A 26,589-nucleotide genomic window follows, 5' to 3' on the forward strand; every position below is an offset into this window, starting at 1 on the left:
CCCCATGACTTGGACCTGGAAGCTCGAAGACGCCGACGGCAACGCCATCGAAACCCCCGACAGCGACCTGGGCAGCCAGGGCGACGCCGAGTCGTGGCTGGGCGAACGCTGGCGCGAATTCGCCGACCAGGGCGCCTCGACAGCAGTCCTCCTGGAAGACGGCAAGACCATCTACCGCATGCCCCTCACCCCCGCCGAGGAGTAAACAGAGCGGCCCGCCCGCGCCGACCCGGCTCGGGGCCCGTTCCGCGACTGCCGAACCCCGCGAGTAGCGCCGGCCGTGCACCGCAGGCCCTGCTCTGCCTCCGCCGGACCCCGTAAGTAGGGCGGCCGTGCACTCCGGGCCCTACTCCGCCTCCGCCACACCCGAGCGACGGCAGACGTCCGGACACCGGCCCGCCCTCGCGGACTGTCGCACCCCGCTGGCACTCTTGCAGCCGGGGGCGACTACGAACCGACACCCCCGACCTCGGGGGAGGGCAAGGCGACCGCCGCCACCGTGACCGGCCGCCGCCCGAACCCGAGACCGGCCGCCGCTGCGCGCCGATACCCCGTCTTGTCGCACCCCGCAGGCACTCTTGCAGCCGGGGGCGGCCGCGGACCGACACCCCCGACCTCGGGGGCCGGAGAGGCGAGCGTCGCCGGTCCGCGCCTGGCCGTAATAGGCTGGGCTGCGTGACCACAGCCGGCACCCTCACATTGACCGCCACCCGCGCCCGCGCCGCACTCGACGCGCGGCGCGGCATCGTCCGCCTCCACCCCGAGGCCCTCACCGCACTGGGGCTGCGCCCCGGCGACCCGGTCGGGATCACGGGGCGGCGCGCGACCGCCGCGATCGCCCTCGAAGCCGACCGGTACGCGTCCCGCCGCGCGCTCTACGCCGACGACCTCACCCTCGGCAACATCGGCGCCCGCGACGGCGACCCGGTACGGCTCGCCCCGATCGCCCTGGCGGCCGCCGACCGGGTGGTCCTGTCCGGCCCGGCCTCCGCGGTCGCCGTGGTCGACCCGGACACGCTGCGCCTGGCCCTGCTGTCGAAGGTCGTCTGCGAAGGCGACGACGTGTCGCTCCTGCCCATCGAACTCGGCTCCTCCGCCCGCGAGGCCGTCACCGCCACCCGCCGGACCCTGAACAACACCCTCGGCATGGGCTGGACCACCATGGTGCTCAACGTGGTCGAGTCCGAGCCGGCCAGCGGCGCCATGATCACCTCCGACACCCGCGTCGAGTGGCTGAACGAGGTCCGCACCGCCGTCGACCTCCCCTCCGACCTGCCGCTGCCCGCCGGGCGCACCCCCGGCACCCGCATGCCGGCCACCTACGGCGGCACCGCCAGCGCCGCCCGCCCGCGCGCCGAGGCGCGCGCTCCGCTCGCCGATTCCCGTGCGCCCGAAGCGGTCCCGGGCGTCGCCACGATCCCCTACGACGAGCTCGCGGGCGCGAAGATCCCCGCTGAGGAGCTGCGCGAGCTGCTCGACCTCGGGTTCAACCACCGCGAGGTCCTCAAGGTCGTCGGCACCGACATGGCGCTGGGCGTGCTCGTCTCGGGCCCGTCGGGCGCGGGGAAGGCCACGATCGTCCGCTCGGTCGCCGAGGCGGTCGGCGCGGGCGTCAGCGAGGTGTCCGGCTCCGATCTGGCGGCCCTGGAGGCGAACGCCGCGGCCGACCGGCTCCGCTCGGCCGTCGCCGCGCTCACCGTCCCCGGGGTGCTGCTGGTCCGCGGGGTCGAGCACCTGGCCCCGGCCGGGCGGCGGACCCCGTTGGGCACCATGTTCTCCCGCCTCGTCGAGGAGGTCCTCGCCGAGCCGGGCGAGCACGCCGTGGTGTGCACGACCACGAGCGTCGAGGACGTCGACGCAAGTCTGCGCCCGCGCTTGGAGCACGAGGTCGTCGTCCCGATGCCCGACGGCGAGGCCCGCCGCGACCTGCTCGTGTACTTCACCCGCTCGATGAAGGTCGCCGAGGACGTGAAGCTGGAGTCGGTCGCGCACCGCGCCCCTGGCTACGTCGCCTCGGACCTGGCCGTCATGGTCCGCGAGGCCGGCGTGCGGGCCGCCTTGCGCGCCAAGGAGGGCGGGGCCACCGCGCTCCAGAACTCCGACTTCGACGGCGCCCTGGAGTCGGTGCGCCCCACCAGCCTCGCCGGGGACTCGGTCGAGCTCGGCGGGCTCACGCTCGCCGACGTCGGCGGCATGGAGCCCCTGAAGCAGACCCTCACCGAGACCGTGCTGTGGCCGCTCACCTACCCGGACGCGTTCACCCGCTTGGGGATCGAGGCCCCGCGCGGCATTCTCCTGTACGGGCCCCCGGGCTGCGGGAAGACGTACATCGTGCGCGCGGTCGCGGGGGAGGGACACGCGAACGTCATGAGCGTCAAGGGTTCCGAGCTGCTGAACAAGTGGGTCGGCGAGTCGGAGAAGAACGTGCGCGAGCTGTTCCGCCGCGCCCGCCAGGCCAGCCCGACCCTGATGTTCTTCGACGAGCTCGACGCGCTGGCCCCCGTGCGCGGGGCCGGCACCGACGGCGGCACGGCCGACCGGGTGGTCGCGGCCCTGCTGACCGAGCTCGACGGGGCCGAGGCCCTGCGCGACGTCGTGGTCGTGGGGGCGACGAACCGGCCCGACATGATCGACCCGGCCCTGCTGCGCCCGGGCCGCCTGGAGCGCCTCGTCTACGTGCCCCCGCCCGACGCGCGGGGCCGGGCGGACATCCTGCGCTCCAACGCGAAGAACGTGCCCTTCGCCGAGGACGTCGACCTCGACGCGGTCGCCGACGAGCTGTGGCTGTACTCGGCCGCCGACTGCGCCGCGCTCGTGCGGGAGGCCGCGCTGACGGCGATGCGGGAGTCCCTCGACGCGAGCATCGTCACGGCCGCCCACGTCGAGCAGGCGATGGAGCGGGTCCGGCCCAGCCTGGACCCCGAGCAGCTCGAATACCTGGAGAACTACGCGAGCAACCGCGAGGGCTGACCCGGCCGCGGCCCGTCGCGGTGCCCGGGTAGGCGGGTTCGGCGACCGGGCCGCATGTTGCGGTGGTCCGTGTCGGGCGGTGCTGCAATGGCGGGTTCATATGGTCGGGCCAGCCGGTCGCGGTGGCCTGCGTCTGCCTGTCGGCTGTGCCGTCCGGCCCGTGTCGGGCGGGTCGGTGCGGTCCGGGTGGGTGTTGGTTGTTGCGGGCGGCCGGCCTCGTCAGGTCGGCCGCCCGCGTGCTCCGCGCGGAGCGGGTGGTATCGGCGGGGACCCGGTGCGCGGGTGGCTTCCCGTGCTCGGGCCTCGGTATGGCGACGTTCGCGAAATCCCCTCTGTCGCCGCCATCCCGCCGATAGCGGATGACGTTTTTGCTATCTACTACAACAGGTAGGGGTCCCAAGTGTCGAATGCGAAGAATCTACTTGTGGATAACTCTGTGGATGGGTTTGCGGGCGGGCTTGCGGATGGGGTTCGGTGCTCTTAAACGTGAGCGGTGCTCTTGCTTTTTTGATCGGAGTGTGAGATCGTTGTTCTTAAGAGAGAGCACTGCTCTCTTTCGAGGGCACTGAGAGAGGGAACTCCCATGACCGACCACGTCATCCTCGGCAAAGGCCAGATCGGCTCCACCGTCGCCGCGATCCTCGCCGAGCGCGGCGAGCGCGTGCGGGTCCTCAGCCGTTCCGGCGGTGCGGACCTGCCCGGGATCGAGCACGTCAAGGTCGACGCCCGTGACGCCGCCGCGCTCACCGCGGCGACCAAGGGCGCCGACGTCATCTACAACTGCGCCAACCCCGCCGGCTACCACCGGTGGGCCGAGGAGTGGCCGCCCATGTTCGCCGCGATCCTCGCCGCCGCCAAGGCCCACGGCGCGGGACTGGTCAACACCGGCAACCTCTACGGCTACGGCCCGGTCACCGAGCCGATGACCGAGCGCACCCCGCTCCGCTCCCCCGGCCACAAGGGCCAGATCCGCATCAGGATGTGGAACGACGCCATGGCACTCCACGAGAGCGGCGACCTCCGCTTCACCGAGGCCCGCGGCTCCGACTACTTCGGCCCCGGCGCCCTCGCCGACGCCATGGTCGGCGAGCGGATCGTTCGCCCCGTCCTCGAAGGCAAGGGCGTCAGCGTCCTCGGCGACCCCGACGCGCCCCACTCCTTCACGTACATCCCCGACGTCGCCCGCGCCCTCATCCGCCTCGGCGGCGACGACCGCGCCTGGGGCCGCGCCTGGCACGTACCCACCGCGCCCGCCGCCTCCCAGCGCGAGCTGATCCGGGCCATGGCCCGCCTCGCCGGCCGCGGCCCCGTCCGGATCTCCCGGATGCCGTGGTGGTTCCTCATCAACGTCGTCGGCCTCGTTCAGCCCGCGATGAAGGGCATGGCCGAGACCCGCCACCAGTGGGACGGGCCCTACCTCATGGAGTCCTCCGACTTCACCGACACGTTCGGCGACGAGGCGACCGGCACCGAGGCCGCCATCGCCGAGACCCTCGACTGGTGGCGCGCCCGCCTGGCGTGACGACAGGAGTTGGCGCACAGTTCACCCGGGCGCCGGCAACCGTCCACATGCTCGGAGCGTTCTCCCCTCAGAGCCACGCCCGCGCCCACAGGAGAGTGAGCCCATGCGCCCGAACCCCGTCGCCGCCCTCAAGCGCCGCCTGCGCGCCGCCGCCCCCAGGTCCGCCGACTTCCTGCACGTCATCGCCACCCGCCACGGGATCGGCGTCTTCGACGAGCAGTGGTTCGCCTACCGGCAGCTGATGATGGAGCACCTGACGCTCGCCTCCCTCGACGCCCAGGAGGACCGCGACTTCACCTGGGTCGTCGCGGTCGACCGGGACATGCCCCCGCAGGCGCGCAAGCGCCTCGACGCCCTCGCCGAGGGCCGCCCCTACCTGCGCATCGCCGAGACCGAGCTCAAGCGCGACTTCGTCCCCGACCTCGCCGCCTGGACCCGCTCAGAGGCGAAGGCGCGCAAGAAGGGCTGGGTCCTCACCACCCGCCTCGACGATGACGACGCGATCCACCGCGGCCTGGTGGCCCGCCTCCACCAGGAGGCCGCGGCCTACCTCGCCGCGGGCGACAAGGCGCCCGCGATCTTCTCGCCCGTCCTGGGCTGCAACTGGGTCCCGCAGCAGGCCGCCGGGCACCGCGCCTACCACCACAGCCCCTCGATCGGCCTGAGCCTCCTCGAACACGCCGGGGACCCGGGCACGGTGTACCGCAACAACCACCGCACCCTCGCGCAGGTCCTCGCGCCCTGGAACTACAACGTGCGCCACCTCGACGGCGAGACCCCGTGGTGGCTGTACGCCCACACCGGCCTGTCCCACATGCAGAGCGAGGGCAGCGACCGCATGGACAAGGTCACCGGCCACCGCCGCGCCTTCAAACTGGACGCGGCGCGACTGGCCCCGTTCGGCATCACCGCCGCCGGGGCCAGGATCATCCGCGAGACCCCCGAGCCGCAGGTGAGCGAGAGCCTCTTCGAGCTCAACCGCCGCGGCCTCGACCTGGAGGACGAGATCCACGGCCTGCGCGAGGCCGCCCGCGGCGGCGACGAGGCCGCGCGCGGGCGCATCGCCGAGCTCCACGCCGAGCGCCGCCGCATCCACGAGCGGCTGATCCGCTAGGCGAGCCTGTTCTGGCCGAGCTTCTTCTGGAACACCGTCTCGTGGCCCGCGAGCCGGTACCCGACGGCCTCGTTGATGGCGATCATCTGCGAGTTCGACTCCGCGTTCCCCGTCCACACGTAGCGCATCCACGGCCGCATCGACTGGAGCCGCCGCTGGTTGGCGATCTTGAGGATCGTGCCGAGCCGGTGCCCGCGGAAGCGCGGGTCGACGATCGTGTTGCCCTGCCAGCAGTGCCGCTCCTCGGCGCCGTGGACCTGGATCTCGGTGAACCCGGCGACGTCGCCGCTCTCCTTGTGCACCACGACCGCCTGGATGTTCAGCTGGCCGCGCTGGCGCCGCTGGCGCTCCCACAGGCGCACCGTGTCGGCGGTGATCCGCCCCTCCTGGAGGTCCCAGTCGCCCAGCGGCATGTCGGTGTACATGCGCGCGTGCAGGTACGCCATGCCGTCGATGACCCGCTCGGGCGGGACGCCGTGGAACGCGATGAGCTCGAACCCCTCGGCCTTCGCCCAGCACTCGTCCCACAGCCGGTCCTCGGCGTCCTCGTCGACCGTGGCGAGCTCGCACACGCGCACGGCCGCTTCCAGGGAGCGCTCGTAGCCGTTGTCGATCAGGAACGGCCCGCCGTCGCCGCGGACGTCGGGGGACTCCTCGTGCGGGACGGCGAGCCAGGTGGAGACCACGGTGCGCCCGTCCTCGGCCGCGCGGTCCTCGGCGTGGCGCAGCAGGGCCGAGCCGATGCCGTGGCGGCGCGAGCCGGGCCGGACGCCGGCCTCGAAGCCCGCGAGGTGGGTGTTGTCGCGGTCGCCGAGGTGCAGGTTGAGGTAGCCGAGGACCTCGCCGTCGCAGACGGCGGCCCACTTCTCGCGGCGGACGTCGGGGTCGGGGACGACCAGCGCGGCGAGGGCGCCGAGCGGGTGCCACGGGCTCAGGCCCTGGAAGTCGTGCTCCTGCACGGACTCCTGCGCTTCGAGCCAGGACTGGACGAGCGGGCGGTCGGAGGGGTCCACCCGGACGATGTCGAAATGCGTCATGGCCCGAGCCTGGCAGAGGTCCCCGGGCGCGGGCAAGCGGATAGCGTTTGCGACGCCGAGAAGGTTTGGGGGAGCGGCGTTCCGGTTATTCACAGAACGGGGACGCGATGGTCGGGAGACCGCAGTTCCTGACACCGGCTGGCGCTGCTCGACACGTTCTAGCCCCAGGACTCGCAGTCAACCGGGTGAGTGGCGACAGGACGTCTGCGGCCTCCCGCAAGAAGAATTCTTGCTCATTCAGTGAATACGGTCAAGACCCGAACTTCTCTTCTTTTTGTCGGGTACCCGACACTCCACTTCACATCGGTCACTGAGAGTGATAATTTCAGGAGTTCGGAAAGCGTTTGACTCGCCCGGATTCCGAACCCCTCACTCCACTTAAGATTGCAGGAGTCCGGCTTCTTTCGCCGCCTTCAGCGACGGCTTCACCGTATGCGTCGGCCCCACCAGGGACGACACGGCGTCCAAAGTCTTCAGGCCCTCACCGGTGTTGTAAATGACCGTCTCCGCCTCCGGGTCGAGCCGCCCCGCTTCCAAGAGCTTACGGAGCGTAGCGACCACGACGCCGCCGGCCGTCTCAGCGAACACTCCCGTCGTCGCAGCGAGGAGCTTCACGCCGTCGCGGATCTCGTCGTCGGAGACCTTCGCCATCCCGCCGCCCGTCGAGCGGCACGCCTCGATCGCGTACGGCCCGGCCGCCGGGTCGCCGATGTTCAGGCTCTTCGCGATCCCGGTGGGCTTGACCGGGGTGATCACGTCGGTCCCGGCGTCGAACGCGTCGGCGATCGGGCTGCACCCGGCCGACTGCGCGCCGAAGACCCGCACCTTCCCCGGCTCGGTCAGGCCGATCTCCGCGGCCTCCTCGAACGCCTTGTGGATCTTGGTGAGCAGCTCGCCCGAGGCCATCGGGACCACGACCTGCTCCGGCAGCCGCCAGCCGAGCTGCTCGGCCACCTCGTACCCGAGGGTCTTCGAGCCCTCGGCGTAGTACGGGCGGATGTTCACGTTGACGAACGCCGTCGACTCGAACTCGTCGGTCTCGGTCAGCTCCGAGCACAGCCGGTTCACGTCGTCGTACGAGCCCTCGACGGCCACGAGCGTGCCGCCGTAGATCGCCGACTGCACGATCTTGCCCGGCTCCAGGTCGGAGGGAATGAACACGATCGACGGCACCCCGGCGCGGGCGGCGTGCGCCGCGACCGAGTTCGCCAGGTTCCCGGTGGACGCGCACGCGAACCGCTCGAACCCGAGCTTCACGGCCGCCGACACCGCGGTCGAGACGACCCGGTCCTTGAACGAGTGGGTCGGGTTCGCGGAGTCGTCCTTGACCCACAGCTTCCTCATGCCGAGGGCCTTGGCCAGGTGCTTCGCGTCGATGAGCGGGGTCAGGCCGGGGTTGAGGCTCACCCGGTCCTCGGGGTGGACGCCGACGGGCAGCAGCGGGGCGTACCGCCAGATGTTCTGCGGGCCGGCCTCGATCTGCTCCCGCGTCACCTTCGCGAGCTCGTCGAGGTCGTAGTCGACTTCGAGGGGCCCGAAACACTGCCAACAGGCGTGCTGGGCGACCAGGTCGTAGGTGGCGTTGCAGTTGCGGCAGACCAGGCCCTTGGCGGGGCTGTCGGCGAACAGGGCATTGGACATGCGGAAGCCTCTTCCTCATCTTTCCCGCTCGCGGCGGGCCGGATTTGGCACCTGCCGACCGAAGTCGGTGGTTGCCGCAGCGTCGCAGGGCCGGACCCCTCAGCTGCTCTGGATGAAGTACGAGCCGAATGCTACGGGCGTGTTGCGCCGATCGGCAACCGCAGTTCCAGTTTCCGAGACGGGTTCATCGCTGAGCGTTCGTCGCCAGCCACACCGCGCGCGCGTCGGCGGTCCCGGCCACGTCGTGGACCCGCACGCCCCACGCGCCCGCCTCGAACGCCAGCACCGATGTCGCCAGCGTCGCCGCCTCCCGCTGCCCCACCGGGCGCGGCTTCCCGCTCTCGTCGCCCAGCAGCCGCCCCAGGTACGTCTTGCGCGAGGATCCGAACAGCACCGGGTACCCCAGCGCCACGAACTCGTCCAGGTGCGCCGACAGCCGCCAGTTGTGCTCCGCGGACTTCGCGAACCCCAGCCCCGGGTCCAGGATCAGGTTCTCGCGGTCCACGCCGTTGTCCAGCGCGGCCTCCACCCGGTCCTCCAGCTCGGCCTTCACGTCGGCCACCACGTTCTCGTACCGGGCCAGCAGCTGCATGTCCGCCGAGTGCCCCCGCCAGTGCATGAGCACCCACCGCACGCCCGTGTCCGCCACGACCCGCGCCATGTCCGGGTCCGCCAGGCCGCCCGAGACGTCGTTGACGATCGTCGCGCCCGCCTCGATCGCCGCCGCCGCCACGGCCGCCCGCGTCGTGTCGATCGACACCGTCAGGCCCCGCTCGGCAAGCGCCGCAACGACATCGACCACACGGGACGTCTCGGTCACCGCGTCGACCCGCTCGGCTCCCGGCCGCGTGGACTCCCCGCCGACGTCGATGACGTCCGCGCCGTCGGCGCCCATCTGCTCGCCGTGCGCGACCGCGTCGCCGAAGTCGAGGTAGCGTCCGCCGTCGGAGAACGAGTCGGGGGTGATGTTGAGGATCCCCATGATCTGCGGGCGGGCCGGGGCCGCTCCCGGGACGCTGTGCGGTGTGGTCACGGCATCGACGTTACCCGCGCCGGGCGCGCGAACGCTTCGCATTAAGCCAGGTCCGTGAGGTCGAGCACGTGCCACACCAGGAGTTCGCCGGTCCCAGTGGACCACCACAGGCACCTCGCATCGGCGCCCGTCTTTCCCGCACTGGACGCGACCAGGTACGCCTCGCCCGCTTGGAGGTCGAACAGCGTCACCTCCGCCGCGTCGCCCGCGGCGGCCCGGTGCTCCACGAGCGGCTCGAACCGGTCGATCAGTCCCACATCGGGGGACACCGCGGACGTGAAGCCCTCGGCCACCGTCACCCGGTCGGTCCCGTCTGGACGGATGAGGTCCACCCGCGCGCCGTCCTCGGCGTTCACGATGAGCCGGCACCACGTCGCCGAGCACAGCGTCAGCTCCTCCGAACCGGAGAAGACCTTCACGCCCGCACCGGTGTCGGTGCGCACCAGCTGCGCCCCGCCGAGCGAGTCGGACCCGGCGCTGGCCAGCCACGGCCACGCCGCCGCCTGCCACGCGCCCAGGTGCCCGGTCACCTCGACCTCGCCGCCGCCGACGGGGATCGACCGGTGCTCGGTCACCAGCGCCCCGCCGCGGGCGGTCGAGAGCCAGTGCAGCCCTTCGGCCGCGAACTGGAGGTCGTACGCCGACCCCGAGGCGATCACGTCCCCGGTGTCGGCCGTCAGCAGCGCGGCCTCGCCCGGCCGCCCGTCCTCGCCGCGCGGGGCCGTCCACAGTTGCGAGACGACCCGGCCCTGCTCGTCGGGGACCGAGGAGATCCACGCCAGCGTCGTGTCGGTGGCCGCGGCCGCGATGACGCCCGGGACCCCGCCCGGTTCGGCGACCGCGGTCAGTACCGCGTCCCCGTTCTCGTCGAGTTCGACGTACAGGAGGCTCCCGGCCTCGTCGGTGCCGAGCGCCGAATCCGCGTCGAGGACGTGCAGGGGCGTCCACGCCCGGCCGTCGACGACACCCGGCCAGTCGACCGGTTCGGCGTCCCACGTCTCCCACACCGTCGGCGCCGCCACCGGGACCTCGGCCTCGGGCCGGTCGGGGGACGGCCACGCGAGCCAGGCCAGGGCGAGCACCGCCGTCCCGGCCAGGGTGAGCCGCTGCGCGGTGTCCAACGGCGGTCAGTCGCGTTCGCGGGACTTGTACAGGTAGAGCAGGCCCGCGCCCACGCCCGCGGCGGTCGCCGCGGGCAGCGCGAGCTTCGCGGCGCGGCGCCCGCGCCGGTAGTCCAGGACCGGCCAGCCGTGGTGGCGGGCCTGGCGGGCCAGGCGCGTGTCCGGGTTGACGGCGATGGCGCGGCCGACCTTCCGCAGCATCGGCAGGTCGTTCGCCGAGTCGGAGTACGCGGTGCACTGCTCCAGTTCGAGGCCCCGCTCGGCCGCGAGCTGGGCGATCCCCTCGGCCTTCGCGGGCCCGTGCATGAGGTCGCCGACGAGGCGGCCGGTGTAGCAGCCGTTCTCTATCTCGGCGATCGTCCCGAGCGCGCCGGTCAATCCGAGGCGCGAGGCGAGGACCCCGGCGAGCTCGACGGGGCTGGCGGTCACCAGCCACACCTCCTGACCGGTCTCCAGGTGGCGCTCGGCCAGCCGGCGGACCGGGGCGAGGATGCGCGGGGAGATGTCGCGGTCGACGACCTCCTCGCACAGGGAGCGCATCTCGTTCACCGGGAACCCGGCGACGAGTTCGAGCGCGGACGACTTGATCTGCGAGATGTGCCCGTGGTGCTCGACGCCCTGGAACTTGAACCGGGCCTGCTTCCAAGCGAAGCCGAGGATGTCGCGCCCGGACAGGACGCCGTGGCGGGCCAGCGCCCGCGCCAGGTAGTACGTGGAGGCGCCGTGCATGAGGGTGTTGTCGACGTCGAAGAACGCCGCGGAGGGGATGTGGGCGAGCTCGTCCTCGCCGGGGGCGGCGGGCTCGACGACGACGGAGTGGGCGTTTGACTGCGTGCGAGCGACGCCGCCGCCCCGCACGGCTGCCGGGCGGGGTGTGGCGGAGGCGCTGGAGGAAGCCTCGATCTCAGACACCCTAAAAGCCTACAAGCCCAAGGCAGACGCCCTGTAACGCGAGGACGCGAGCCCGGTGAATTTCCAGTGTGGCCTTGGTTATGTACGACCCCGGTCGGGTATGGACGGGATCGCGTTCCGAGGCCGCCGCTGGGGGGAAACGCCGTGTTCACCCCGTGTGCGAGGGGCCGGGTCGCCTGACGGCTCCCCGGCCCCGCTCCGCACCTTGCACCTCGGCCGCACTAGTGCGGCCGGTGATCAATCGAACAGGTCCGAGATGATCCCGGTCAGTTCGCCGAGGACGTCGTCCTCTGTTTCGGCCCCCGTGGTCTCCCCGTCCGCGGCGGGGCTGCTGGCCCCACCGGTGGTCGGGTCGGACGCCGGGGTGCCCTGGTCGTCGGCCTCGCCGCCGGTGGCGGCGTCCGCGTCGGTACCGGACCCGGTCTGCTCGCCGCTGCCGGGGTCGCCGCCCGCCTCCTCCCCGGTGCCCGAGCCTGCGCTCGGGTCCGCGGGGCTGGTGGCGTCGACGGCGTTCTGCGCGCACGCGCCCGGGATCGGGCCGAGCTCGTCGGCGTCGCCGCCGGCCTCGGTGCAGTCGAGGGCGCCGCGCAGGTCCACCGACCGCTGCGCCGCGGCCTCCAGCACGGACACGAGTTCCTCGCCCGCGTCCTGGGCCTCGCCGTCGAGCCCGCTCACCAGGTCGTCGAGCACCCAGCGGTGCTCGTTGGCGAACAGGTCGAGGTAGTCCAGGGGCGCGGGGTCGTCGCTGGACACCGCGACCTCGCCGAGGAGCGCGCTCGCGCTCTTCAGCTCCGAGGCCGCGTCTTCGAGCGCGTTGGCGGCCGCCTCGTCGTCGTCGGCGACGAGCGACGCCTCCTGGATGCGCGTGCGCGCGAACTCCAGGTACAGCTGCGCGCGGCCGAGGTCGTTGCCCGCCAGGGCGAGCTGCGCCCGCTCGGTGGAGCGCTTGACGTTGTAGAGCGTCTCGCCGGGCAGCGCGTCGCCGGAGGCCGCGGAGACCCCGGAGATGGCAACGGTGCCGGTGAGCAGCGCCGCGACGATCGCGAGACGCCGGCCGCCGCGGGGGCGGCGCGGGAACATCTCGTCGAGGACGGGCGCCCGCTTCGTCTCGGGGACGGCCGCGCTGGCGCGGTGCCTGGCGGTGACGCCGATGCCTTCTTCGGTGGCGACCGCCATGAGCCTTCTGCGGGTGGCGTCCTGCCAGTCCCGCGAGGGCCTGCTCGCGTTGAAGAGCTGGTCGCCCAGCCCGCCGAGCCGCTCGGTGACGCCGACGAGTTCGGCGAATGCTTCTGCTGACGCACCCGATGCGTCCGCGCTGCGGCGCGAGTGAGGGAGGGTGGGACCGTCGGAGTCAAGCAGCCGCGCGAATTCCTCCGCGCGACGGCGCTCCATAGGGTTCAATGTCACCGGGCACACCCCCTCTCACTGCATGGATCCTGCTCCTGTACTGAGAACAACGCACGAGTAGCCCCTGAGGTTACGGTTCGCCGCGAACCTTGCGTTTCGGACCACATCGTCCTCGTCACGGAAGGGCCTCGCGGCGGTATCGGGCCGGTAAAGGGCCCTGACCTGGCAGTTCCAGTCCGCCGTGAGGAGGCGGACCGTCGATTACGGGTTGGGGGGCCGGAGCCCTCGGGAACGGGTGGTGTCGGGTTCCGGACACGGGCCCGGACGGGGATTGCGGGGATCGGACGGCCTCTCAGCCTCGGAAGCCGTCGGGCAGCAGCCGGGCGAGCGTGCGCACGGCCCGGTACTGGAGCGCCTTGACCGCGCCCTCGTTCTTCTGCATGGCGCGGGCCGTCTCGGCGACGGTGAACCCCTGGAGGAACCGCAGCACGATGCATTCCTGCTGGTCGGGGTTGAGCTTCTTGACCGCCGTGAGGAGCGTCGCGTTCGTCAGCTTCTCCAGTGCGGCGGTCTCGGGGGAGGTCGACGGGTCGTGGTCCTTCTCGTCCGCGCCGAGCACGTCGGGCTTGACGATCTCCAGCCGGTAGCGGCCGGACTTGAAGTGGTCGACGACGAGGTTCCGCGCGATGGTCACCAGCCACGCGCCGAACGCCCTGCCCTGCCAGCTGAAGCTGGAGATCCGCCGCAGCGCGCGCAGGAACGTCTCGGACGCGAGGTCCTCGGCGAGCTGCGCGTTGTTCACGCGGAAGTAGATGTACCGGTAGACCGTGTCGCTGTACCGGTCGTAGATCTCGCCGAAGGCGCCCGGGTCGCCGTCCTGGGCGCGCGCGACGAGGTCGGCGACCTCGTCGCCGTCGACCTGGTCTTCGTGCTGCTGGTCGGCGCCGCGCTGCTCGGCGGTGCCTCCCGCCGTGCCGCCGGCGCCCGGACCGGTGCCGCGTCCGGGCCGCACCTGGTGCTGCTCGGCCGTACCGGTGTCCAGGCTCAGGACCGTCCACACGGCCTGCTTGAGGCGCTCGAAGGTCGGGCCGGGGAGCCTCGTCAGGGCGTCGGCGATCGAACCGGAGCGGAAGATGGGGGCGATGTCTGCTGTGAGCACTGCCGAGTCGTGGCTTGCCACAGCCAGGGTCGGTGCAATACCGGGCACTAGTGGCCTCCTCGTGTGAGGGGTCGTCGGGCCGAGTCGAGCGAACGGGTCCCGCAGGGACTGACCCGCCTGAGTCTAGAAATCAGCGGGGCCTTCGACGCGTATTTGCGATCGGCGTGTCGCGCTCGGTGACGGGTTCGGACGGGTTGATGTCGGCGCGCGCCCGGTGCGCCGGCGTACCCTTCGTTGCGGGGGCGGAATCCCACCATTACCTCCCCAAACGTTCGGTGGTCCGCGGCCGCGGACCTGTTGTGCCTCAATAGTGAGCGAGGAATGACGGAGGGTGTCGCACAAGCTGTGCGATCCCGTCCGCCTTTTCATTTCGACGGAGGGAGCAGGGTGAACAGGCTGACGCTGCTGACTACAAGGGAGTGCCATCTCTGCATCGCGGCGCGCGAGGCGCTCGATCGGGTGAGCGCCGAGACCGGCGAATCCTGGTCCGAGGTCGACGTCGCCGACGACGCCGCGTTGGCGCGCGACTACGGCGACCGGCTCCCCGTGCTCCTCCTCGACGGGCGCGAGCACGGCTACTGGGACGTGGACGTCCCGCGCCTGCTCAAGGACCTGAAGACGCCGCCCGCGTGAGGCGACACTCCGAGAAATCCCCGAAATACCGTCCCAGATCGGTCTTTTAGGGCAAAATTCTGGCAGACGGCGGCTCGCCGGGACGTTCGCAATTCGGTACAGCCGGGCTTCGCCCGGTGTTACGGGGGTGTACCGCGCAGCGCCCGCGAGCCGCCGAGTCCCGTTCACCCCGCAGTCGCCGCCGCGACACCCCGCCCCACCTGAGAACGCGCCGCGTTAGCGCCGCCTGTGCGACCTCCCGCCCCGGACGAGTCCTAAGCTGAGTGGCGCGCCGGTGAACGACGGCGCGGGATCGGACCTGGAGCTCTGGCATTGACGACCACCGGTGAAGGCACTGACCAGCGGGCCGCCGGCGCCCCGCCGGCCACCGCCGCCGACCTCCCGGCGGCCGTGGTCAGGCGCCTGCCCGAGTACCTCCGCGCCCTGGGCACCCTCTCCGAGGCCGGCGTCGACACCGTCTCCTCCGAGACGCTCGCGGCCGCCACGGGCGTCAACTCCGCGATGCTCCGCAAGGACCTCTCCCAGCTCGGCGCCTCCGGGATGCGCGGCGTCGGCTACAGCGTCGCCAACCTCGCCACCCACATCGCCGGTGTGCTCGGACTCACCAAGGACTCCCGCGTCGCCATCATCGGCCTCGGCCACCTGGGCCAGGCCCTGGCCAGGTACCCCGGCTTCTCCGAGCGCGGCTTCGACATCGTTGGCCTCTTCGACGCCGACCCGGGCATCATAGGGAAGGCGCTGGACGGCCTCCTGGTGCGCGACGTGGCGCTCCTCGCCCGGGCCGTCCGTGACGAAGGCATCAACATAGGGGTCATCGCCACACCCGGCGCGGCCGCCCAACACGTGGCCGACCTCCTCGTAGATGCTGGTGTCACAAGCATTCTCAACTTCGCGCCGTGCGTGCTCGCCGTTCCGCAGGGAGTGGCGGTCCGCAAGGTGGACCTGGCCGTCGAGCTCCAGATCCTCTCGTTCCACGAGCACCACAAGACGCTCGCGGACGGCCCAGGTCAACAAGAGACGGGAACGGTGAAGTGAACCTCCTGGTTGTCGGCATCTCGCACCGCAGCGCAGCGGTCGAGACCCTGGAACGGCTCGCGGTCGGGCCCGAGGCCGCCGCCGAACTCGCGCGCGCGCTCCTGCGCGGCGGCGAGGTCCGCGAGGCCGTCGTCCTCTCCACCTGCAACCGGGTCGAGGTCTACGCCGTCGCCGGCAGCTTCCACGGCGGGCTCGCCGCCGTCGTCGACGAGCTCCACCGCATCTGGGGCCTCACCGAGATCCAGGCCGACCTCGACTTCGCCTCCTGCGGGTACGTGCGCCACGGCGCCGACGCCGTCGCCCACGCCTTCCGCGTCGCCGCCGGACTCGACTCCATGGTCGCCGGCGAACCGCAGATCCTCGGCCAGCTCCGCGACGCCTACGACACCGCGCGCGAGGCCGACCAGGTCGGCCGCCACCTCCACGAGCTCTTCCAGCAGGCCCTGCGCGTCGGGAAGCGCATCCACGCCGAGACCGACGTCGACGCCGCCGCGCCCTCCATCGTCACCGCCGCCCTCGACCTCGCCGAGCGCGCGCTCGCCGGGCACGGCTTCCAGAACGGCCTCACCGAGACCCGCGCCGCCGTCGTCGGCGCCGGGTCCATGGGCTCCCTCGCCACCGCGACCCTCGCCCGCGCCGGCGTCAGGTCCCTGGCCGTCGCCAACCGCGACCGCGCCAAGGCCGAGCGCCTCGCCGCCGTCTGGGACGCCGAGGCCGCCGACTACGACGACCTCGCCTCCCTCGCCGCGGGCGCCGACCTCCTCGTGTGCGCCACCGCCTCCCCCGAGCCGGTGCTCCTCGAATCGCACCTCGCGGGCCGCACCCGCCCGCTCGTCGTCTGCGACCTCGCCCTCCCCAAGGACGTCGCCGAGGCGGTCGCGCTCCTGCCGGGCGTCACCGTCGTCGACATCGCCCAGATCCAGAAGGCCGACGCCGCCGGGGCCGCCGCCGACACCCTCGCCGAGGTCGAGCGCCTGCTCGCCGAGGAGATCGAGGCCTACAGCGAGAGCCTGCGCGCCGACGCCGTCACCCCCACCGTCGCGGCCCTGCGGTCCGCGGCCGCCGACATCGTCGACGCCGAGCTCGCCCGCGTGGCCCGCCGCGGCGACTTCACCGACGACCAGCGCGCCGAGGTCGCCCGCACCGTCCACCGCGTCGTGCAGCGGCTCCTCCACGAGCCCACCGTGCGCGTCCGCGAGCTCGCCGGCCAGCCCGGCGCGCCCGACTACGCCCGCGCACTGCGCGACCTCTTCGCCCTCGACGCGGCGGTCCTCACCGCCGCCGAAGGCGACCGCCTCGCCGAGGCCCTGAAGATCAGCCCCGCGACGGCCCCCGTGGCCGACGCGCTCGGGCAGGTCCCCTCCGCCCCGTCCGAATTAGGAACGACCGCGAATTCGCGGTACCGAGAAGGGAACGAAGCCCGTGATCCGAGTCGGGACCAGGGGATCGAAGCTCGCGCTCGCGCAGAGCGGCATGATCGCGGACGCGATCAGTCGCCTGACGGGGGAGCAGGTCGAACTCGTGGAGATCAAGACCACAGGGGACGGGACCACCGTCCCGGTCGCCGAGCTCGGGGTCGGCGTCTTCGTCAACCAGCTCCGCGAAGCGCTCGACCGCGAGGAGATCGACATCGCGGTCCACTCGTACAAGGACCTCCCCACCGCCCAGCCCGGGCACCTCGTCATCGGCGTCCCGCCGCGCGAGGACCCGCGCGACGTCCTCGTCGCCTCCGGCGGCCGCACCCTCTCCGACCTGGGGCCGGGCGCCCGCATCGGCACCGGGTCGCCCCGGCGCATCGCGCAGCTGAACGCCCTGGGGCGCGGCTTCGAGTGCGTGCCGATCCGCGGCAACGTCGACACCCGCATCGGCCGGGTCGGCAAGGACCTCGACGGGGTGATCCTCGCCGCCGCCGGCCTCAAGCGGGTCGGCCGCCAGGCGGAGGTGACGGAATACCTGGACCCCTTGGTGATGCTTCCCGCTCCGGCACAAGGGGCATTGGCGGTCGAATGCCGCAAAGCCGACATGACATCTGCGCTGATCTCAAGTAAGCTCAACGACCGGTACTCGCAGGCCGCCGTCGCCGCCGAACGCGCACTTCTGCAACGACTCGAAGCCGGGTGCAGCGCTCCCGTCGCCGCACTCGCCGACGTCGCCGAAGGGGCCGATCCCGGGGAAGTCGACCTGTATCTGCGCGGAGCCGTCGGCTCCGTGGACGGCTCCGTCATCGAACGGCTCTCGACCACGGCCACGCTCGCCGACGCGGGCGGCGAGGAGCTGGCCGAGCAGGCCGCGGCCGCGGGCAGGGCCCTCGCCGAGGACCTGCTCGAAGCGGGTGCCGACCAGCTATTGAAGTAGACGCAAAGCTCAGACGATTGATGGAGAGAACATGACCAGTGCCCGTAAGCCGGTGGGCCGCGTGCGTTTCGTCGGGACCGGCCCAGGCGATCCGGGACTGCTGACCAAGCGCGCCCTCGACGCGATCCGCGAGGCCGACCGCGTCTACTACGACCGGTCGCTCCCGCAGTCGCTCATCGAGGCGGCCAAGGAGATCAACGGCGACGACGCGAAGCTCAAGCTCATCGAGTCCTCCCCGTCCGACCAGGGCAAGCTCATGGCCGCCGCCGCGCGCGAAGGCGAGAACATCGTCCGCCTCATCGTCGGCGACGCCTACCCGAACCGCCTGGCGCGCGCCGAGATCCGCGCCGCCTCCGCCGAGCAGGCCCGCTTCGAGGTCATCCCCGGCATGAGCCACGCGCAGGCCGTCGCGGTCTACGCGGGCATGCCCCCCGGGGAGATCCGCACCGTCATCGAGATCGACGACATCGCCTCGGTCGAGCCGCTCGTCATCGCCGACGCGATCAAGCGCGGCTCCCTCACCGTCACCGCCGACGTCTCCGACCTCTCCTCTCTCCGCGACATCCTCCTCTCCGGCGGCGTCTCCGGCGAGACCGCCGTGGCCGTCACCGGAGACGCGACCGGGGAGACCGAGTACACGACCACCTCCTCCGTCGACACGTTCGTGGAGGCCGCGCTCGGCTACGCCGGGCAGGTCGTCCTCACCATCGGCCCCGGCGTCGACGACCGCCACGAGCTCGCCTGGTGGGAGGGCCGCCCGCTGTACGGCTGGAAGGTCCTCATCCCGCGCACCAAGGAGCAGGCCGGCGTCATGTCCGAGCGCCTGCGCGCCTACGGCGCCATCCCGTGCGAGGTCCCCACGATCGCCGTCGAGCCCCCGCGCACGCCCGCCCAGATGGAGCGGGCCATCAAGGGCCTCGTCGACGGCCGCTACGCGTGGATCGTCTTCACCAGCCAGAACTCCGTGAAGGCCATCTGGGAGAAGTTCAAGGAGCACGGCCTCGACGCCCGCGCCTTCGGCGGCCTGCGCATCGCCTGCATCGGCGAGGCCACCGCGAACGCGGTGCGCGAGTTCGGCATCGAGCCCGAGCTCCTCCCGAACGGGCAGCAGTCCTCGGAGGGCCTCCTGGAGGTCTTCCCGCCGCACGACCCGATCCTCGACATGGTCGGCCGCGTGCTCCTGCCCCGCGCCGACATCGCCACCGAGACGCTCGTCCAGGGCCTGTCCGAGCGCGGCTGGGAGGTCGACGACGTCACCGCCTACCGCACCGTGCGCGCCTCGCCGCCCGCCGCGGACATCCGCGACGCCATCAAGTCCGGCGGCTTCGACGCGGTCCTGTTCACCTCGTCCTCGACCGTCCGCAACCTCGTCGGCATCGCCGGCAAGCCGCACCAGCGCACCGTCGTCGCGTGCATCGGCCCGGCCACCTCGGACACCGCGACCGAGTTCGGCCTCCGCGTGGACGCCAAGCCCGAGAACGCCTCGGTGCCCGACCTGATCGAGGCGCTCGCCGAGTACGCCACGGAGCTCAAGCAGCGCCTGGCCGAGGGCCCGATCAAGACCCGCCGCGGCCAGAAGGTCCAGGGCCCGACCGCCCTGAGGTTCCGCTAAAGCATTACGTGAGAAGGGAAGTGGCCGCAGTGCCGAGCAGCTCCGAATACCCCGTCATCCGCCCCCGGAGGCTGCGCCGCACTGCGGCCCTTCGCCGTCTGGTCGCCGAGACCCGCGTGCACACCAACGACCTCGTGCTCCCGTTCTTCGTCAAGGAGGACCTGCGCGAGCCGGTCGAGATCCCGTCGATGCCGGGCGTCTTCCAGCACACCGTCGACTCCGCCCGCAAGCTCGCCGTCGAGGCCGCCCGCGCCGGGCTCGGCGGGCTCATGCCCTTCGCCGTCCCGGCCGTGCGCGACGCCGTCGGCTCCGCCGCGACCGACCCCGACGGCATCCTCAACCGCACCACGCGCGCTATTCGCGAGGAGATCGGCGACGACCTCGTGATCATCCCCGACCTGTGCCTCGACGAGTTCACCGACCACGGCCACTGCGGCGTCCTGCGCCCCGACGGCTCGGTCGACAACGACGCCACCCTCGACCGCTACGCCGAGATGGGCCTGGCCCTCGCCGAATCCGGCGCCGACCTCCTCGGCGCCTCCGGCATGATGGACGGCCAGGTCGGCTTCGTCCGCGCGGCCCTCGACGACGCCGGCCGCACCGACACCGGCGTGCTCGCCTACGCCGCCAAGTACACCAGCGCCTTCTACGGGCCCTTCCGCCAAGCCGTCGAATCCCAGCTCCAGGGCGACCGCCGCACCTACCAGCAGGACACCGCGAACGCCACCGAAGCGCTCCTGGAGATCGACCTCGACATCGAGCAGGGCGCCGACATCGTCATGGTCAAGCCCGCCCTCCCCTACCTCGACATCGTCCGCGCCGCCGCCGAACGCTCCCCCGTCCCCGTCGCCGCCTACCACATCTCAGGCGAATACGCCCAACTCGTGGCCGCCGCCGAACGAGGCTGGATCGACAAGGACGCTGCGATCCTGGAGTCCCTGACGAGCATCAAGCGCGCCGGGGCGAGGATCATCGCGACGTACACGGCCCTCGACGCGGCGGCGATGCTCCGCTAGAGGCCTGGTTTCCCGGCGGCATCGACGGCGATCCGGAGGGCCCGGTTGATGGCCTCGGTCCGGGTATCTACTTCGAGCACTCGCATGGCCTGCTGCAGCAGGCCCTCGTCGACCGACTTGTTGAGGTCAACCATCAGGTCGAAGTCGAACAGGCCCTCGGCGGCCATGCGCTGGAGTTCCTTCAGCGCTTTGCGGGCTCGCTCACTCACGGAGGTTCCTGACCTCGCAGCGGATGCCGGGGGTATTGGCGAACTTCTTGTCCAGCGTGACCAGGGGAACTTCCAGGTATTCCGCGAGGGCGGCGAACGCCGCATCGTAGGGCCACATGTTGTTACGAAGCTCCCAGACCCGGCGCATCAGCGGCGCATGATCGAACCGGCGAAGGTTTATGCGGTCGAGCAGGTCGATCGCGCTGAGGGCGATGTCTTCTGAGAGTTTGCCGCCGAGGACCATGCCGCGGAACACAGAGGCGCATTCGAGATCTACCGCGTAGGGTGCGGCAACTGGGTTTCCTGATACGGCTTCTCGGACCCGCAGTCCGGTTTCGTCGCGAACCAGTAGGAACTCGGCCATCGCCGAGGTGTCGAGGACGATCACTGGCGAGCCTGCCGCATCTCCTCGATCGCATTGAGAACGTCGTCGGTGGTCACGTTGGCCCGAGCGGCTAGCCGGTCCGCTTCGCGCGCGGCTTGCTCGATACTGAGCGCGTACGCCTCGCGCTCAAGTACATCGCGCACATACGCCTGGAGCGACTGCCGCTTGGCGGCGGCACTGACTCGGAGGATGGCCAGTGCATCTTCCGACATGTCACGAACACTGAGTGTAGTCATGAATGCATTATAGCAAATATGAATGTGAAATGCATTCAATACTTGGAGGGCTCATGATGCGTCAGAGCGCTGCGTTTACCATGACTGGCTCGGGGTGGAGGCGGACGCCGAATTTTTCCTCTACCGTGTCGGCGACTTCGGTTGCGAGGGCGAGGAGTTCGGCAGTCGTCGCGCCGCCGCGGTTGGTCAGGGCGAGGGTGTGCTTGGTCGAGAGACTGACGTTCCCGTGACCGTAGCCCTTTTCGAAACCCGCGGCTCCGATGAGCCAGGCCGCCGAGACCTTGATCTGGCCGTCGTTCGTCTTCCAATGGGGCGGTTCGCCTCCGGCGCGGGCGGCGATGTCGTGGAAGACCGCGGGGCCGACGATCGGATTGGTGAAGAAGGAACCCGCGCTCCAGGTGTCGTGGTCGGCCTCGTCGAGGACCATGCCCTTGCCGTGGCGCAGCTCGATGACCGCGTCGCGGGCGTCGGCGAGGGGCACGCGGTCGCCGACGTCGGCGCCGAGGCGCTTCGCGAGTTCGGCGTAGGCGATCGGCTGCGACAGGCCGGACCGCTCCAGCTCGAAGTCCACACTGAGCACCAGGTACCGGTCGGAATGCTTGAACATGCTGTGGCGGTAGGCGAATCCGCATTCGGCAGGGGTCCAGTCGCGGAGCTCGTCCCGCTCGCGGTCCCAGACCCGCACGGCCGCGATGCGCTGCGCGACCTCCTGGCCGTAGGCGCCCACGTTCTGGATCGGGGTCGCGCCCGCCGAACCCGGGATGCCGCTCAGGCACTCCACGCCCGAGAACCCGTTCGCCACGGTCCACGCGACGAACTCGTCCCAGACCTGGCCGGCCTGCACGCGCACTGTTCCCAGGTCCTCGATGCCCCCGCCCCGCAGGACCACGACCGTCCCGTCGAAGCCCTCGTCGCCGATCACGACATTGCTGCCCCCGGCGAGGACCAGCGTCGAGCCCTTCGCCGCGCGGAGGGCCTCGACCGCCTCCTCTGAGGAAGCGGCTTCGACGAGCTCGCGGGCCGGACCGCCCAAGCGCAGGGTCGTGTACTCGCTGAGCAGGTTCCGAGGAGTCCCGCTTGCCGTTGGACTGGCGTGTGTCACGCCCGAAAGCCTAAACTTTTCGCAGGCTACGAGGAACGGCGGTCACCATGGCTAAGCTGCGCATCACCGACTACCTCGCGGAACTGAAGACGGAGGCCGCGGGCCTGCGCTCGGTCTGCGAACCCGAGGTGCTCGACCGCGTCGCGCCGTCGCGCCCCGACACCACGGTCTCCGGCATCCTCCTCGAACTCGCCAGGCTCTACCGCTGGACCGTGGACGCCCTGTACACCGCGCCCGCCGAAGACCGCGACGTCCCCGAGCCGCCGCCCGTGACCGCCTCCGGCCGGGCCGTCCTCGACGCCTACGACCAGGCGCTCGCCGGCGTCCTCGAAGCGGTCGAGGCGCGCGGGCCCGAGTCGCCGGCGTGGACGTGGGCGCCGGTGGAGTGGCGGGCCGAGTTCTGGCACCGGCGCGTCGCCGTCGCCACCGGCCTGGCCAGATGGGACCTCCAGATGGCCGTCGGCGCCACCGCCCCCGTGCCGGTCGCGCTCGCCGCCGAGGCCGTGACCGAGGCGTTCGAGGCCTTCATCCCCGTCGGCGCGCGCCGCGGCGCGCATCCGGACGCGAACGGGCTCGTGCAGCTGTTCGCGCAGGACGCTGACACCACTTGGTTCGTGCGCCTGAGGGAAGGCCGGGTCGCCCTCCTGGACCAGCCGGACGCGCGCACCGAGCTCCAGGCCCGCGCGGCGGGGTCGGCGTCGGACATCGCGCTGGCGCTGTGGGGGCGGCTGCCGTTCGGGATCTGCGACGTCGTGGGGGACGAGTCCCTGCTCCAGGCCCTGCGGGTCGAGTAACGGTTCGGTAAAGGCCCCGCGGAAACCGGACAAACGTTCGGGGGCCACTTGGCAAAGGCTTCCCCGCGAGGCTAGGCTCACACTGCGCTCCGTGGTGCTCGCACCGCGCGGCGCGCGTCCCAGCGCGGGGACCCCCATGGTGCTCCCGGGCTGCGACGGACAACCGCCTTTTACCACGGATCGTCTGGCACGTGCCTGCCAGTGAAAGGGAACATCATGGCGACAGTGACGTACGCGGGCGCCACCCGCATCTACCCCGGGACCGAGAAGCCCGCGGTGGACAAGCTGAACATCGAGATCAACGACGGCGAGTTCCTCGTCCTCGTCGGCCCCTCCGGTTGCGGCAAGTCCACCTCCCTGCGGATGCTCGCCGGCCTCGAAGAGGTCGACGAGGGCTCGATCTTCATCAACGACACCGACGTGTCGAACCTCCCCCCGAAGTCCCGCGACATCGCGATGGTCTTCCAGAACTACGCGCTCTACCCGCACATGTCCGTCTTCGACAACATGGCGTTCGCGCTCAAGCTGCGCCGCATGCCGAAGGCCGAGATCAAGCAGCGGGTGGAGGACGCCGCCAAGCTCCTCGACCTCTCCGACTACCTCGGCCGCAAGCCGAAGGCCCTGTCGGGCGGCCAGCGCCAGCGCGTCGCCATGGGCCGCGCGATCGTGCGCGAGCCCCAGGTGTTCCTCATGGACGAGCCGCTGTCGAACCTCGACGCGAAGCTCCGCGTCCAGACCCGTTCGCAGATCGCCTCGCTCCAGAAGCGCCTGGGCATCACCACCGTCTACGTCACCCACGACCAGGTCGAGGCGCTGACGATGGGCCACCGCATCGCGGTCATGAAGGACGGCCTGCTTCAGCAGTGCGACACTCCTCGTACGCTGTACGACAAGCCGAAGAACATCTTCGTCGCGGGCTTCATCGGCTCCCCGGCGATGAACATCAAGACCGTGTCCCTGACCGAGGCAGGCGGCCTGTTCGGCGACGTGACCCTCCCGCTCTCGCGCGAGGTCCGCGACGCCGCGACCCAGGACGGCGGCGACCAGCAGGTCACCATCGGCATCCGCCCCGAGCACTGCAAGCTCGGCACGGAGGGCTCCGGCGGCATCCCGATCGAGGTCGACCTCGTCGAGGAGCTGGGCTCGGAGGCCTACGTCTACGGGCACGCCGCCTACAACGGCTCGTCGGAGCGCTTCGTCGTCCGCACCGAGTCCGCGAAGGTCCCGCGCCTGGCCGAGACCGTGTACGTCGTGCCCGAGCCGGGCCACGAGCACGTGTTCCACCCCGTGACCGGCGAGCGCCTCAACTAGTCCGGGCGAACGTCCGAACCGGTTCTGAACGAACGGGGCCGCGCATTGGCTGCGCGGCCCTTTTCGCTGCCCGTAACGCGAAGGCAACTGTGCGAGAGCTACGGTTGTCGTATGGCCGCCCTCACCCCCATCAGGCCGCGAGTGGAAGGCGCCGACGAGTTCACCGTCGGCACCCGGTTCCACCGCGCCCTGGACGACGGGCGGATCGAGTGCACGGTCTGCCCGCGGGCCTGCCGCCTGCGCGAGGGCCAGCGGGGGCTCTGCTTCGTGCGGGCCCGCCAAGGGGACCAGATCGTCCTCACCTCCTACGGCCGCTCCTCCGGGTTCTGCGTCGACCCCGTGGAGAAGAAGCCGCTCAACCACTTCCTGCCCGGCACGCCGGTGCTCTCGTTCGGGACGGCCGGGTGCAACCTCGCGTGCCGGTTCTGCCAGAACTGGGACATCTCCAAGTCGCGTGAGATCGACACCCTCTCCTCGCAAGCGGATGCCGTGACGCTCGCCGCCACCGCGAAGCGGCTGGGCTGCAAGTCGATCGCGTTCACCTACAATGACCCGACGGTGTTCCTGGAGTACGCGACCGACTGCGCCGACGCCGCCCGCGACGCGGGCCTGAGAGCAGTCGCGGTGTCCGCCGGGTACATCAACGCCCCGGCCCGCCGGGAGCTGTACTCCCATATGGACGCCGCGAACATCGACCTGAAGGCGTTCACCGAGGAGTTCTACAAGAAGGTCGCGTTCGCTTCACTGAGGACGGTCCTCGACACACTCGAATACCTGGTGCACGAGACCGACGTGTGGACCGAGATCACGACGCTGCTGATCCCGGGGCACAACGACTCGGACGCGGAGATCGCGGCCGAGGCGGAGTGGATCGCCGAGCATCTGGGTCCTGAAGTGCCCCTGCACTTCACGGCCTTCCACCCGGACTTCAAGATGCGGGACGTGCCGCCCACTCCCCCGTCGACCCTGACCCGGGCGCGGCGCATCGCGCTCGATGCGGGCCTCAGGTTCGTGTACACGGGGAACGTGCACGACCCGGAAGGGCAGACGACGACCTGCTCTTGTGGCGAAGCCCTCATCGTGCGTGATTGGTACCGGATTGACCGGTATGCAGTGTCGGATAGCGGACAGTGCGTACGTTGCGGCGCGCGCGTTCCCGGAGTTTTCGAGGGACCGGCGGGAGACTGGGGTCCCAGGCGGCAACCGATCCGCATCGCCGCACCGTCAGTCAGACAGCCATAACCCACCACCATCACCGGCAGCCAGTCCAGCATCAACCCACCACCGGAAGACCAGCGATGCCTTCGACGAAATCCGAAACCGTGCGGCCCCCGGCCGTCGCCGGCCGCTTCTACCCGGCCGACCCGGTCCGGCTGCGCCGCGACGTCCAGCGCCTCATCGACGAGGTCGGCCCCGTGAGCGAACCGCTCGCGGCAGCCTACATCGCGCCCCACGCCGGATACCGCTACTCCGGGCCCGTCGCGGCCCAGGTGTACGCGCGGCTCGCCGCCCACCGCGGCCGCGTCAAGCGGGTCGTCCTGGTCGGGCCCTCCCACCACCACCCGCTCCGCGGCCACGCCGCGGCGCCCTACACCGGCTGGGAGACCCCGCTCGGGCTGGTCCGCGCCGCCCCCACGAACGTGGTCGGCTCCTCGAGGCTCCCGCACGAGGCCGAGCACTCCCTTGAGGTGCAGCTGCCGTTTCTCCAGGTCGCCCTCGGCGACGACATCGAGGTCACGCCGGTCGCCTGCGGGATGAGCCAGACCCCGGACACGGCGCGGATGATCGCGGCCCTGCTGGAGGAGGCCGGGGAGGACGCGGTCCTGATCTGCTCGACCGACCTGTCGCACTACCACGACCAGGCCACCGCCGAGAAGATCGACGCCGCCACCGCCGAGGCGATCAAGAGCCTGCGGCCGCGCGAGATCGCCCCGCAGCACGCGTGCGGCGTCCACGCGCTCCGCGGCACCGTCGCCTGGGCCGACGCGACCGGCCGGCGCCCGCGCGAACTCGCGCGCGCCACCTCGGCCGACACCGCCGGGACC

The 26,589-nt window shown here is 71.4% G+C and carries 24 protein-coding genes, 1 pseudogene and 1 riboswitch; of the genes and pseudogenes, 14 read left to right on the plus strand and 11 right to left on the minus strand.

Going from position 1 to position 26,589, the window contains the following annotated elements:
• Window positions 1–4: 4 nt before the first annotated feature.
• From DI269_RS07905 to DI269_RS07920, 4 genes are all read left to right on the plus strand, one after another.
• On the plus strand, window positions 5–205 hold the full coding sequence (locus DI269_RS07905) for a hypothetical protein (RefSeq protein ID WP_112134550.1): 201 nt from the start codon (window positions 5–7) through the stop codon (window positions 203–205).
• Window positions 206–675: 470 nt separating this feature from the next.
• Window positions 676–2,970, plus strand: a complete 2,295-nt coding sequence (locus DI269_RS07910; RefSeq protein ID WP_112134551.1) for an AAA family ATPase — start codon at window positions 676–678, stop codon at window positions 2,968–2,970.
• Window positions 2,971–3,553: 583 nt separating this feature from the next.
• The gene (locus DI269_RS07915) at window positions 3,554–4,492 is read left to right on the plus strand and encodes an NAD-dependent epimerase/dehydratase family protein (RefSeq protein WP_112134552.1); all 939 of its coding nucleotides are present in this window, start codon (window positions 3,554–3,556) and stop codon (window positions 4,490–4,492) included.
• Between the two features lie 103 nt (window positions 4,493–4,595).
• Window positions 4,596–5,606: a glycosyltransferase gene (locus DI269_RS07920; protein ID WP_112134553.1), complete on the plus strand. Its 1,011-nt coding sequence runs from the start codon at window positions 4,596–4,598 to the stop codon at window positions 5,604–5,606.
• Here the strand turns inward: DI269_RS07920 and DI269_RS07925 are convergent.
• The 7 genes from DI269_RS07925 to DI269_RS07955 all read right to left on the minus strand — a co-directional run bounded on the left by DI269_RS07925 (window position 5,603) and on the right by DI269_RS07955 (window position 13,856).
• Window positions 5,603–6,643: a GNAT family N-acetyltransferase gene (locus tag DI269_RS07925; protein WP_112134554.1), complete on the minus strand. Its 1,041-nt coding sequence runs from the start codon at window positions 6,641–6,643 to the stop codon at window positions 5,603–5,605. The genes DI269_RS07920 and DI269_RS07925 overlap by 4 nt on opposite strands.
• Window positions 6,644–7,021: 378 nt before the next feature.
• Window positions 7,022–8,284 (minus strand): threonine synthase, encoded by a 1,263-nt coding sequence (gene thrC, locus DI269_RS07930; RefSeq protein ID WP_112134555.1) that lies wholly within the window; start codon window positions 8,282–8,284, stop codon window positions 7,022–7,024.
• Between the two features lie 12 nt (window positions 8,285–8,296).
• Window positions 8,297–8,403: riboswitch (SAM riboswitch) on the minus strand.
• A gap of 65 nt (window positions 8,404–8,468) precedes the next feature.
• Window positions 8,469–9,266 (minus strand): dihydropteroate synthase, encoded by a 798-nt coding sequence (folP, locus tag DI269_RS07935; RefSeq protein ID WP_112134556.1) that lies wholly within the window; start codon window positions 9,264–9,266, stop codon window positions 8,469–8,471.
• A 92-nt stretch (window positions 9,267–9,358) separates the two neighbouring features.
• Window positions 9,359–10,438, minus strand: a complete 1,080-nt coding sequence (locus DI269_RS07940) for a hypothetical protein (RefSeq protein WP_112134557.1) — start codon at window positions 10,436–10,438, stop codon at window positions 9,359–9,361.
• Between the two features lie 6 nt (window positions 10,439–10,444).
• Complete coding sequence (locus tag DI269_RS07945; protein ID WP_198667246.1) at window positions 10,445–11,350, minus strand: HAD family hydrolase; 906 nt, start codon at window positions 11,348–11,350, stop codon at window positions 10,445–10,447.
• A gap of 237 nt (window positions 11,351–11,587) precedes the next feature.
• Entirely contained in the window at window positions 11,588–12,742 is a 1,155-nt protein-coding gene (locus DI269_RS07950; RefSeq protein ID WP_112134558.1) for a DUF5667 domain-containing protein, read from the minus strand.
• Between the two features lie 307 nt (window positions 12,743–13,049).
• The gene (locus DI269_RS07955; RefSeq protein WP_112134559.1) at window positions 13,050–13,856 is read right to left on the minus strand and encodes an ECF subfamily RNA polymerase sigma factor, BldN family; all 807 of its coding nucleotides are present in this window, start codon (window positions 13,854–13,856) and stop codon (window positions 13,050–13,052) included.
• 387 nt (window positions 13,857–14,243) lie between these two features.
• Here DI269_RS07955 and DI269_RS07960 point away from each other — a divergent pair, with 387 nt between their 5' ends.
• From DI269_RS07960 to hemB, 6 genes and pseudogenes are all read left to right on the plus strand, one after another.
• Window positions 14,244–14,489 carry a glutaredoxin family protein gene (locus DI269_RS07960; RefSeq protein WP_198667247.1) on the plus strand — a complete coding sequence of 82 codons (246 nt, stop codon included), beginning with the start codon at window positions 14,244–14,246 and terminating at the stop codon, window positions 14,487–14,489.
• A gap of 312 nt (window positions 14,490–14,801) precedes the next feature.
• On the plus strand, window positions 14,802–15,524 hold the full coding sequence (locus DI269_RS07965; protein ID WP_112134561.1) for a redox-sensing transcriptional repressor Rex: 723 nt from the start codon (window positions 14,802–14,804) through the stop codon (window positions 15,522–15,524).
• Window positions 15,521–16,747, plus strand: a pseudogene (locus DI269_RS07970) (glutamyl-tRNA reductase); the annotation flags it as partial. The gene DI269_RS07965 and the pseudogene DI269_RS07970, both read left to right, overlap by 4 nt.
• A gap of 199 nt (window positions 16,748–16,946) precedes the next feature.
• Window positions 16,947–17,879, plus strand: coding sequence for a hydroxymethylbilane synthase (gene hemC / locus DI269_RS07975; RefSeq protein WP_198667248.1), 933 nt, complete (start codon window positions 16,947–16,949; stop codon window positions 17,877–17,879).
• A 31-nt stretch (window positions 17,880–17,910) separates the two neighbouring features.
• Window positions 17,911–19,491: a bifunctional uroporphyrinogen-III C-methyltransferase/uroporphyrinogen-III synthase gene (locus tag DI269_RS07980; RefSeq protein ID WP_112134563.1), complete on the plus strand. Its 1,581-nt coding sequence runs from the start codon at window positions 17,911–17,913 to the stop codon at window positions 19,489–19,491.
• A gap of 29 nt (window positions 19,492–19,520) precedes the next feature.
• Window positions 19,521–20,507, plus strand: a complete 987-nt coding sequence (gene hemB / locus DI269_RS07985) for a porphobilinogen synthase (protein WP_198667249.1) — start codon at window positions 19,521–19,523, stop codon at window positions 20,505–20,507.
• Here hemB and DI269_RS07990 read toward each other — a convergent pair.
• The 4 genes from DI269_RS07990 to DI269_RS08005 all read right to left on the minus strand — a co-directional run bounded on the left by DI269_RS07990 (window position 20,504) and on the right by DI269_RS08005 (window position 22,439).
• Complete coding sequence (locus tag DI269_RS07990) at window positions 20,504–20,716, minus strand: type II toxin-antitoxin system VapB family antitoxin (RefSeq protein ID WP_157974834.1); 213 nt, start codon at window positions 20,714–20,716, stop codon at window positions 20,504–20,506. The two genes, hemB and DI269_RS07990, sit on opposite strands and share 4 nt — an antisense overlap.
• On the minus strand, window positions 20,709–21,104 hold the full coding sequence (locus tag DI269_RS07995; protein WP_112134566.1) for a type II toxin-antitoxin system VapC family toxin: 396 nt from the start codon (window positions 21,102–21,104) through the stop codon (window positions 20,709–20,711). Before DI269_RS07995 ends, DI269_RS07990 begins: the two co-directional genes overlap by 8 nt.
• Entirely contained in the window at window positions 21,101–21,337 is a 237-nt protein-coding gene (locus DI269_RS08000; RefSeq protein ID WP_112134567.1) for a FitA-like ribbon-helix-helix domain-containing protein, read from the minus strand. Before DI269_RS08000 ends, DI269_RS07995 begins: the two co-directional genes overlap by 4 nt.
• 61 nt (window positions 21,338–21,398) lie before the next feature.
• Window positions 21,399–22,439 (minus strand): UDP-N-acetylmuramate dehydrogenase, encoded by a 1,041-nt coding sequence (locus tag DI269_RS08005; protein WP_112134568.1) that lies wholly within the window; start codon window positions 22,437–22,439, stop codon window positions 21,399–21,401.
• Between the two features lie 47 nt (window positions 22,440–22,486).
• On the opposite strand from DI269_RS08005, the gene DI269_RS08010 reads away from it, so the two are divergent.
• From DI269_RS08010 to amrB, 4 genes are all read left to right on the plus strand, one after another.
• Complete coding sequence (locus tag DI269_RS08010; RefSeq protein ID WP_112134569.1) at window positions 22,487–23,233, plus strand: hypothetical protein; 747 nt, start codon at window positions 22,487–22,489, stop codon at window positions 23,231–23,233.
• Window positions 23,234–23,449: 216 nt separating this feature from the next.
• Window positions 23,450–24,544 (plus strand): ABC transporter ATP-binding protein, encoded by a 1,095-nt coding sequence (locus DI269_RS08015; RefSeq protein WP_112134579.1) that lies wholly within the window; start codon window positions 23,450–23,452, stop codon window positions 24,542–24,544.
• A 111-nt stretch (window positions 24,545–24,655) separates the two neighbouring features.
• Window positions 24,656–25,786 carry an AmmeMemoRadiSam system radical SAM enzyme gene (gene amrS, locus DI269_RS08020; protein ID WP_112134570.1) on the plus strand — a complete coding sequence of 377 codons (1,131 nt, stop codon included), beginning with the start codon at window positions 24,656–24,658 and terminating at the stop codon, window positions 25,784–25,786.
• 56 nt (window positions 25,787–25,842) lie between these two features.
• A partial coding sequence (gene amrB, locus DI269_RS08025; protein ID WP_112134571.1) for an AmmeMemoRadiSam system protein B occupies window positions 25,843–26,589 on the plus strand: 747 nt, incomplete at its 3' end.

This window comes from Glycomyces dulcitolivorans (assembly GCF_003265355.1).
In the GTDB taxonomy this organism is placed as follows: Bacteria; Actinomycetota; Actinomycetes; order Mycobacteriales; family Micromonosporaceae; genus Glycomyces; species Glycomyces dulcitolivorans.